The sequence below is a fragment of the Chryseobacterium sp. JM1 genome, from assembly GCF_000737715.1.
Classification (GTDB): domain Bacteria; phylum Bacteroidota; class Bacteroidia; order Flavobacteriales; family Weeksellaceae; genus Chryseobacterium.
This window is the reverse complement of sequence record NZ_JPRN01000029.1, coordinates 1-9,499: the sequence shown is the minus strand read 5'-3', so window position 1 is coordinate 9,499 and position 9,499 is coordinate 1. Positions and strand designations below refer to the sequence as shown.

General features: G+C 35.9%; 9 protein-coding genes. 4 read left to right on the top strand and 5 right to left on the bottom strand.

Annotated elements, in window-relative coordinates:
- Positions 1-251: 251 nt before the first annotated feature.
- Positions 252-1,175: an AraC family transcriptional regulator gene (locus IW22_RS23385; protein WP_034732146.1), complete on the top strand. Its 924-nt coding sequence runs from the start codon at positions 252-254 to the stop codon at positions 1,173-1,175.
- Positions 1,176-1,257: 82 nt separating this feature from the next.
- Here the strand turns inward: IW22_RS23385 and IW22_RS23380 are convergent, their stop codons facing one another.
- Positions 1,258-2,031, bottom strand: coding sequence for a hypothetical protein (locus IW22_RS23380; protein ID WP_034732145.1), 774 nt, complete (start codon positions 2,029-2,031; stop codon positions 1,258-1,260).
- 143 nt (positions 2,032-2,174) lie between these two features.
- Here IW22_RS23380 and IW22_RS23375 point away from each other — a divergent pair, with 143 nt between their 5' ends.
- Positions 2,175-2,753 carry a Crp/Fnr family transcriptional regulator gene (locus tag IW22_RS23375; protein ID WP_185113590.1) on the top strand — a complete coding sequence of 193 codons (579 nt, stop codon included), beginning with the start codon at positions 2,175-2,177 and terminating at the stop codon, positions 2,751-2,753.
- A 27-nt stretch (positions 2,754-2,780) separates the two neighbouring features.
- Here the strand turns inward: IW22_RS23375 and IW22_RS23370 are convergent, their stop codons facing one another.
- The 3 genes from IW22_RS23370 to IW22_RS23360 all read right to left on the bottom strand — a co-directional run bounded on the left by IW22_RS23370 (position 2,781) and on the right by IW22_RS23360 (position 5,356).
- A complete protein-coding gene (locus tag IW22_RS23370; protein WP_034732144.1) occupies positions 2,781-3,440 on the bottom strand; it encodes a metal-dependent hydrolase in 660 nt (219 codons plus the stop codon).
- 182 nt (positions 3,441-3,622) lie between these two features.
- Complete coding sequence (locus IW22_RS23365) at positions 3,623-4,327, bottom strand: type 1 glutamine amidotransferase domain-containing protein (RefSeq protein WP_034732143.1); 705 nt, start codon at positions 4,325-4,327, stop codon at positions 3,623-3,625.
- 456 nt (positions 4,328-4,783) lie between these two features.
- Entirely contained in the window at positions 4,784-5,356 is a 573-nt protein-coding gene (locus IW22_RS23360) for a Crp/Fnr family transcriptional regulator (protein ID WP_034732134.1), read from the bottom strand.
- Positions 5,357-5,833: 477 nt separating this feature from the next.
- Here IW22_RS23360 and IW22_RS23355 point away from each other — a divergent pair, with 477 nt between their 5' ends.
- Positions 5,834-7,561: a sensor histidine kinase gene (locus IW22_RS23355; protein WP_034732132.1), complete on the top strand. Its 1,728-nt coding sequence runs from the start codon at positions 5,834-5,836 to the stop codon at positions 7,559-7,561.
- Positions 7,545-8,198, top strand: a complete 654-nt coding sequence (locus IW22_RS23350; RefSeq protein WP_185113589.1) for a response regulator transcription factor — start codon at positions 7,545-7,547, stop codon at positions 8,196-8,198. Before IW22_RS23355 ends, IW22_RS23350 begins: the two co-directional genes overlap by 17 nt.
- Before the next feature lie 546 nt (positions 8,199-8,744).
- On the opposite strand, the gene IW22_RS24755 is transcribed toward IW22_RS23350, so the two are convergent.
- Entirely contained in the window at positions 8,745-8,867 is a 123-nt protein-coding gene (locus tag IW22_RS24755) for a hypothetical protein (protein WP_262483645.1), read from the bottom strand.
- Positions 8,868-9,499 lie beyond the last annotated feature (632 nt).

Below are 9,499 nucleotides of genomic sequence, written 5' to 3'. Positions count from 1 at the left end.
TTAATCCCGTATTTCTATTTGAGTTTTAAATGAATAAAGCATTTAATTCTTTATCAGCCCATGAATCTTATTCGGAGGCACTCTTAGTTTAATTAAATGCTTTCTCTTTCTCTAAAGTTAGTAACTTTTATCCTCTGCTAATCTAAAGGAGGTTCTCGAAGCCGCCATTGACATTTTTCCATCTCAACCTTAACCTAAAAGTCTTGCGTCTGAAATCTAAAAATCTCAAATCTAATCGTAACTTTATCCATATGGAACAACGCACAACAAAAAGGATAAAAACCATTACAGAGTTTCATCGCTCAAGAGGGCTGGAACCGCCTGAACATCCGATGATCAGTGTCGTTGACTATAATGCCGTGAAAAGACCTGCTGATATTGGAGAGGTCAGCTGGATGCTGGATTTCTATATGATCTCTCTGAAAATTGGAATCAATGGTCAGTTGAAATACGGTCAGCAGGCATATGACTTTGATGAAGGAACGATGTTTTTCATTGCTCCCAATCAGGTCTTCAGAATTGAGGCTGATGCAGATTCTCAGACAGAAAAATCGGGTTGGATGTTATTGATTCATCCTGATTTTTTGTGGAATACATCACTTGCCAAAACGATAAAACAATATGATTTCTTCGGGTATTCGGTGAATGAAGCCTTGTTTCTTTCCAGTAAAGAAGAAAAAATTATCAATGGAATTATAGAAAATATTCAGCAGGAATATCACGCTAATATTGATAAATTCAGTCAAAATATCATTATTTCACACATTGAAACCCTGCTCAACTATTCGGAAAGATTTTACGAGCGTCAGTTTATCACGAGGAAAATCAGCAATCATAAAACCCTAGACCGTTTAGAAGATATTCTGAATGATTATTTTGACAACAATGATTTGGTTTCAAAGGGATTGCCCACTGTACAATTCGTCGCAAACGAGCTGAATGTGTCTTCCAATTATCTGAGCCGGCTTCTTAAAACACTTACAGGACAAAGCACGCAGCAGATGATCCATGACAAACTGATTGAAAAAGCCAAAGAAAAGCTGTCTGTAACAGATTTATCGATCAGTGAAATCGCTTATGAACTGGGTTTTGAACATCCGCAGTCTTTTACCAAGCTGTTTAAAAGCAAAACGAATCTTTCGCCTGTGGAATTCAGGAGTTCTTTTAATACATAGGGAAGTCAGAAGTATTTAATCCAAATTAATTGACATTCAGAAAATGCAAAACTAATCGTAACTTCCATCCCTTCGCCCATCTCTATTTCTCTTTACGATTCGGTAAATAATCCGGGAGATATGCTTTCTCATTCCTCATCGTCTGAACATAGTCTTTGGAATATATTTTTAAACGGATATCTGTAACATCTACCATTTTTGAAATTTTATTCCCTGACAAATCGTAGGAGAGAATTTCTTCTTTCTTTTCATCTGTTGCCGACAGCACGTAATAAAAATTTGTATCTTCCCAGCAGCTTATTTTCTCTGATGACTGATCTTCAATATTCACTCGGGTACAATTTTTTTTCAGGAAACTGAGAATGTTGGCAACATCATTTTTATTTTTTGAGGTTTTGGTGGCCACTAAATAAACGAATTCCCCTTTGTTGTTCTCCGTCATGCCCAAAGAAGGAAATGCCACTTTATTTAAGATAGCCAGCGTATCTTTTTCCTCATCATAGGCAACTGTGCTGTATGCATAGCCAAAGTATTTAACAGGTTTCTCTTTCCTCGACATCCAGTCGTTGGTAGATTCTACATAAAATTCAGAGGGTAATCTTCCGTTGGATGGGTAAAAAGCCAGCGTATCTTTAGCAAACATGGCAGTTTCTAGAGCTTTTTTTGCTGCTTTCTTATCCATCTTTTTTACGTCAGAAGATAAAAGATCATCTGTTTTTTTCAGTTTTGGTTCATAAAATTGGGCAACCTTGAAACTTTTGTCCAGCTTATCAATCAACACAACTTTAGAATCCTGAGACTGACAGGCGTAAAAGAGATTCAGAAGAATCACCGTGGAAAATATTTTTTTTATCATACCATCCAAATATAAAGAATAAAGTGTTTTGAATGATCATTTAAAATTGAATGGATGAAGCTGCAAAATAGATGTCATCAGGAAATGGTACTGAAAAACTATTCTGTATATTTGAACTCTCGTACCTATTACAAATATATTTCGTGCAAAATTTTAGCAAATTAATACAGGAACATTTTGGACAGCTAACGGATCAGGAACTGGAAATGCTGTATTCCTATTTTACTGAAGAAAAGTTTCAGAAAAATGATATTTTCACAGAATCAGATAAAGTCTGCAACAAATTAAGCATTGTGCAGTCCGGTATTCTTAGGGTTTTTACCTTATCAGATGGAAAAGAAATCACACAATGGATTTCTACAGAAAATTACCTGATAACAGAAGTGATGGGTTTCTTTTTCGACCAGCCCAATCGCTGGACTATACAGGCTCTGACTGAAACTCAACTATTAACCATTACCAAAGAAAACTACCGCAAACTTTGCAAAGAATTCCCTAAATGGATTGAGATTGAAAAAAAATTCATTGTCAAATGCTTTACCATGATGGAAGAGCGGGTGTTCTCTCACTTATCCATGAATGCCGAAGAAAGGTATTACGCCTATTTTCAGCATAACAAAGCATTATTTAACCAGGTTCCTTTGCAATACATAGCTTCCGTTCTCGGCATGACCGCTGAAACATTCAGCAGAATAAGAAAGCGTCAGATTGAAAATTCATAATAGAAGTTTCTGATTAAAAACTGTTGATTATCCTTTTACTTCTCTGTTTTTATCCACCCAATACGAAAGTGAAATAATAAGTACAGAAGCGATAACAGAGGAAACGAATAAAGTCATTATTGAATTGGATGGAGTAGGCCCAAATGCATTTCCGAAATTAACTGCTAAAAGTAAAATAACCAACACCCAAAGTCCCCATTTTCCTATTTTATTTTTGGCTTTTGTACAAGAGATATAAATAGCTGTACCTATCAAAAACAGGGCAGTTTCAATCACCAGAGTAGCTGCTAAATGATTCCAGAGACCAAGTCCTACTTTATAATCACTGAAGGGAGTCAAAGGCAAGTCCGCTACATGCACAATCACATCCAGAAACCAGTGGCTGAATACGCAAAGCCCAACAATTATTGATCCTCGCTTGTCCCGCTTTATAAACCAATAGATAAGCCCTACCACGATTCCCCAAACCATATTCATCAGCAAACTGTGTGTATACGGATAAAAGAGGAATTCAAAAGCATTGGTTTCTGTATAACCCGGCACAATCGCTACTTTTTCAATATTGAAAATAAGCAGGAACGGCCAGAGAAGGTCAACAAATTGCGTTGCGATAAAAAGAGTTCCTAATGAAACCTTTGGGGCCAGTTTTTTAGCAGCGAATGAAAGTCCGAAGTGTCCTATAAACATAACAGTTTGTATTGATTAATTTTTTGATAAAAGTAGAGGAATACAGGAGAGCTTCTCTTGATAAAAATCAAGAATTTATAAAACTTGCGTGCGCTCATTCTGGCTTTGTAGAATATAAAAATCCGCGGCCTGCATGGAACATGCAGGCCGCGGACCGTCTAAACTTCATTATTGTAAAATCCTTATGAGTTTTGGCCGTTCAGTAAATCAAGTAATTTTTGAGCTACAGCGATAGATGATCCCGGATTCTGTCCGGTAAGCAAATGACCATCCTTTACGACATAGCTTTGCCAGTCTTCTGTTTTACTGTAAATTCCACCGAGCTTTTTAAGCTCATCTTCTACAAGATAAGGAACGATGTCTGTCAGTTGTACGGCATCTTCCTCGCTGTTGGCAAATCCTGTTACCTGTTTCCCTTGTACCAATGGAGTACCGTCTTCATTTTTCACGAATCTTAATACACCCGGAGCATGACAAACCGCTGCTACAGGCTTACCTTTTCTGTAAAATGCTTCAATCAGAGCAATTGAATTTTCATCATTGGTCAGATCCCAAAGCGGTCCATGACCTCCCGGATAAAAAACAGCATCATAATCTTCCTCTTTCACCTCGCTAAGTTTCAGGGTATGAGATAATCTTTCCTGTAACGCTTCATCTGCATCGAAACGTCTGGTTTCATCTGTCTGGAAATCAGGAAGCTCACTTTTAGGATCTAGAGGTGGTCTGCCGCCCAGTGGGGAAGCAAGGGTAACCTGCACACCTGCATCTGTAAGTGAATAATAGGGAGCTGCAAATTCTTCTGACCAAAAGCCTGTTTTAAGACCTGTTTCACCCAATTGTTCGTGCGATGTAAGTACGAAAAGTACTTTGAAATCTGTTGTTTTCATTGTATTGAATTTTAAAAATTATTTTATTGTTTGGAAAGACAAAAACTTTATGGAACATCATTTAAAAAGAACGGTTGCTTTAAAATAAACCATGATCATGTCAGTATAAAAAGTAATATCATCTGAGTCCGGATTAAGATATTTTTTAGATTTCAGACATTAGGCTAAGGTTGAGGCTAAGGTTGAGGCTAAGGTTTAGACTGAGATTAAGCATTTTTATTCACTACAAACCAGCAACTAACAACTAACAACCAGCAATCCAAAATCACTCCAAAATTCAAAATCCGCTCCCTCAATTACCGGTTTCAAGATAGCAGATGCTGCTAACAGGATAATATAGCTTCATTTTCTTTGTCTTTAAATAACAGTACGAATTTGGAGCAAAAAAAGAAGATGAGGGTGTGACCTATATCACTTTAAGAAAAAGGCTGTCGTTTTGTGATGCAGATCACATGCCTAGGACTGATACAGACGGCTCAGGGTTTCTCTGGAAACACCCAGATAGGCGGCAATCAGATTTTTAGGAACAAGATTGTAGAGTTCCGGATGTTGCTTCATTAATTCTTCATACCGGCTGCGGGCGTTATTATTCAGGAGAGAAAGAATCCGTTTCTGGAGTCCTACATAGCCTCTGTTGGAACGCCAGCGGAGAAAATGTTCTACTTCATGGATTTCGCGGCATACTTTTTCCCGGTCTTCACTATAAAGACAAAGGGTATGCGCATCGGCAACACAGTCTACACTGAAAGACGCTTTTTCATCATTGTACAGCGCATTATAATCGGAAGCCCACCATTGACGGGTCGCAAACTGGAGAATATGCATTTTCAGGCTGTCATTGGTATAGAATGTCTTTAAACAGCCATCCAGAACGAAATACTCATGATCCACATTTTGGCCTTCACTGATGAGGATCTGACCTTTCTTAAACGATTTAGGTTTAAACAGGGAGAAGAAATACTCAAACTGTTCATCGGTAAGATCAACAACTTTGTTCATGTGGGTTCTCAGAATTTCCTGTGCATTCATAGGGCAGTAGTATGATACAAATATACTTTATGTTGATAGGAGTTACAATGTTTATGAAAGCATGTCATGATAAGAATGAATTTTTTATGATTTTTGCTTGTTTTGGCGTTTTATTTCTGTCCGTAAAAATTCAGGAATATATTTATATTCATATTTCTGGAATCGTTTGTTCATAGTACTTTTAGGGATTTTGTAAATTTTTTATTTCATAATGCGATTATTTTTTTTACTTTCATGACAACCTGCTTTTTTCTTTGTCTGTCTGCGCAGAATCGGATATTCTGTACTGATGTATAGCATAATTAAATTCTTGTGTTATATCAGATAATTACTGTAAAATAACGCCAAAAATTACTTTAACTTTGCTCCCTGAATGATATACGCCATTACTCGATTTTTTGACGTAAATTATATCGTTTAAAACTAATAGCCAACAGACTTAAGTCATCAGAAAATTAATTTAGCTGATAAATAGATATGAAAAATAAATTCTTAAATTTTAAATTGAGGAAAATTGTTCATTACTCACTGATCATATGTATTTTATTGATACAGGTCATTATAGCCATATTTTTTTATAACGAATTTGTTAATGAAAAGAAACTGAAATTCATTAAAGATCAGCTGGAGGAAAGCAGAGCTTTGGGTGGGCTTACCGATGATTCCAGAAAGGATTTCATGGATGCCCAAAACCATTTGCAGAACTATATGGTCAGTCAGGATGATAAAGACCTTAAATTGTACTTTGAATCCCTTAAAAAGCTTAAGACTAATTTTGATAAAATAGGGGAGTACGAAAGCATACGTCCAAGATTAAAAAACAATCTTGCGATTCAGAAAAAAGATACCCTGGAAGTGAAAAGACTGAAGGTACTGATAGACTCTGCTTACGAATCATCCCTGAATCCACCGGCGAAAGTGGAGGATAAGCCCTATGAGCTGAAAAAGTATAAAAACAATTTTGAAGATCTGAAGATAGAGACCCATACTTATGCTGACACCATTAAAAAGAAAGGTTTTATGGGCCGTCTGAAAGATGCCATATCGGGGAAAGTAGAGGTTCAGAAGGAAAGTACGGTGATCACCATGACCAATAAGAAAACGGTAGATCTTTCCAACGTAAAATCTGAAATGGATAATGCCATCAAATCTATGGATAAGCATTATGCGGATGAGGTAAGAAAGGTTCAGCAGTCTGCAGTTAAAAGCCAGCGGGATAATGCCCATTTTTACAGTAATTTTAGTAAACTCCTGGTGTACAGCAATGGCTTGATTAATGTTTATGAAAAAGCGATAAAAGACTTTAAATCAGAGCTGGAAAAAGAGTACAACCAGCAGAGTTCGGATAATAACAGAATCAGAAAATACCTGGTCCTGGGATTAATGGTCCTGATGTTTATCGTATCCATCCTGATCATGTATTTTACCAGAATGGCGTTCATCTACGAATTAAGACTTAATGCTGCCAACAAGGAGATTCAAAAGAGCCTTACCTTTAAAAACAGAATTCTGGGAATGCTCAGTCATGAGCTGATGTCTCCGTTGAAAATTATTAATATTTTTATCGATAAGATCAACAGAACGACGAAAGATGAGACGACAAAAGACTATCTGAAATCAATAAAATTTACCAACAGTACATTATTGATCCAGTCGAACCAGATATTAGAGTACACGAAAAATCAGGAAGCTCAAAAACAGCTGAACAAAACCGTCTTTAACCTTAAAGATGAAATTAATGCTATTACAACAGCCATTACACCTTACATCGAAACAAGGAATAATAAATTTCTGGTAACCGACAGAATCCCTGAAAATGTTGTGGTAAGCTCAGACAATATTAAAATGAACCAGATCTTTATGAACATTCTGGGGAATGCCAATAAATTTACAGAAAACGGACAGATCGATCTTTCCATGGCTACCGAAATGAAAGGCGCTAATATCATTACGCTGACAACAACTGTCGCGGATACAGGCGTAGGAATATCAGAATCTGATCTCGAGAAAATTTTTGAACCGTACTATCAGGGAATGATATCAGATGAAATTAATAATTTTGGAGCCGGCCTCGGACTAAGTTTATGTAAAGAAATTATCGAACTTTTCGACGGAGAGATCGCGGTTTCAAGTAAACTGCATAAAGGAACAAAAGTAACATTCAGTATCAATTTAAATTTGAATAATAATGGAGGAACCAATTGAAGATAGAGAAATTGTATTCCTTTTAGCGGATGATCACAGCATTGTACGCCAGGGAATGGCAATTCTTATAGACGAAATCGTTCCGAATGCCAGGGTCTATCAAACTTCGTCTCTGCTGCAGATCGTAGAACTGATAGAATCAAAAGGCGTGGAAATAGCCGTCATTGATGCCCATTTTCCGGATGGGAACAGTCTGCACATCCTGTCACAGATGAAAGCAGCGAATCCAAACATTAAAATTCTGGTGTTTACAGGCCTTGAAGAAGATCTGCATGTCCTTAAATTTATTAAAGCCGGAGCCAATGGATATGTAAGCAAATTAAGCGAAGAGGAAGAAATAAGACAGGCAATCTCCGACATGGTACAGAAAGGCGAATACTTTTCTGCTCTTTCCCGGAACTTGATGGTACAGTTTGTTCATAATCCGGATCTGATCAATCCTTTAAGCCCCTTAACGAACAGGGAACTGCAGATCGCAGAAATGTACGCAGAAGGGAATGGAAACCTTGAAATCGCCAATCAGTTGAATATCAAGCAGAACACGGTAAGCACGATCAAAAAAAACATATTTGAGAAATTAAAAATAGAAAATCTCGTCGAGCTGATCGATCTGGTGAAAACACACCATAAAATCTAGAATTTTTACCATCCGTTCTTCATTTTCACACGATTCAAACCATTGCGTCGATAAACATCTATGCTTTTATCGATATATATCGATGCCCTTTGTGATTTATTTTTTCCTGCAATGTCGTTACTTTGTACCAACAAAAACAACAAATGAAAAAACGGATAAAATTAAAATCATAAACACAGTTTTAATTTTATGCGGATAAAAAGAGTAATTGTAGGTGTAAAGTTATAAAACTATAATTGCTTAAAAGCTAAGTGATGAATTAATATAAGTGTATGTATGACCTTTGGCTGAATTTCTCGAAAGCCACTATAAAAAAACACAAATTACTATAGAGAAGTTTTGGTATTTGAAGGTTGTTTAACACAGAAAAAGAGGAGCTGTCCATGGGATCAGCTTCTTTTTTTATGCGATTACTTCATCCGATCAAACATCTCCATAAAGAGGAATTAATCTCAAAATTGGGGAATAAAATAAATACAATCAAAACTATAGCCTGTTTAAAATTGACCTTAATTTCTTTCACCTCAATAAACTTTAGTTTATTTCTTAATGTAAACTGAATTCGGGATAAAATTTCATGTCAATATCCTTGTCATTCGTATCGTTTAATTCAATGGCCACAAGCTCATTGATTCTGATATTTTTGCGAACAATTTTTCCAAGTCTCATTAAAAATATTTGGCGATCATAGCGCTTAATAGTGTTTGACATTAAAATTTGATGATCATTCTTAAAAATGGATGCCTAATAATAACTTTCATCCTCGAGCTTCCATCTTCAAACCTTTTAATGTTTACTTCTTATTCCGAGCTCAGGTTAATTTAAACATTAAGGATTTAAGCCGTTTACTTATTGTTATGAATGAAGAAATCAATAAATTGATTTTTTTTAAGTTCTTTAAGCACCCCATCTTTTAAGATCTTAATGTCTTAATGTTTAAAAAAACCTTGCTCCCCAAGTTTTGAAACTGATCCATAAAAAGTAAACATCTGTGAAAATTCATGCCATCAATGGTTAATAAAAAAAATATTTCATTAGAACCTGAAAATAATTTCTTTTTCCTCACGCAGATTTTGATGATGGAACAGACTTTAATTCATACTTTTTTAAACATTAAGATCAATGAGGGAAGTAAGATTAGTTAAGACAAAATCAAATGATTTTTTAAGCTGTACGTCTTAAAGCGAAGCTCAAACTTAATATTCTTAAAAGCTTAACAGAATCTTAATGGTTTAAATTTTTTCTCTCGCAGATGATGCGGATAAAGCAGATTAATAAAATAAAATCTGCGCGAAATTTTA

Coding starts and splice junctions, on each gene's coding strand:
- IW22_RS23385 (WP_034732146.1), top strand. CDS start 252: ATGGAACAACGCACAACAAAAAGGATAAAAACCATTACAGAGTTTCAT.
- IW22_RS23380 (WP_034732145.1), bottom strand. CDS start 2,031: ATGATAAAAAAAATATTTTCCACGGTGATTCTTCTGAATCTCTTTTAC.
- IW22_RS23370 (WP_034732144.1), bottom strand. CDS start 3,440: ATGTTTATAGGACACTTCGGACTTTCATTCGCTGCTAAAAAACTGGCC.
- IW22_RS23365 (WP_034732143.1), bottom strand. CDS start 4,327: ATGAAAACAACAGATTTCAAAGTACTTTTCGTACTTACATCGCACGAA.
- IW22_RS23360 (WP_034732134.1), bottom strand. CDS start 5,356: ATGAATGCACAGGAAATTCTGAGAACCCACATGAACAAAGTTGTTGAT.
- IW22_RS23355 (WP_034732132.1), top strand. CDS start 5,834: ATGAAAAATAAATTCTTAAATTTTAAATTGAGGAAAATTGTTCATTAC.
- IW22_RS23350 (WP_185113589.1), top strand. CDS start 7,545: ATGGAGGAACCAATTGAAGATAGAGAAATTGTATTCCTTTTAGCGGAT.
- IW22_RS24755 (WP_262483645.1), bottom strand. CDS start 8,867: ATGAGACTTGGAAAAATTGTTCGCAAAAATATCAGAATCAATGAGCTT.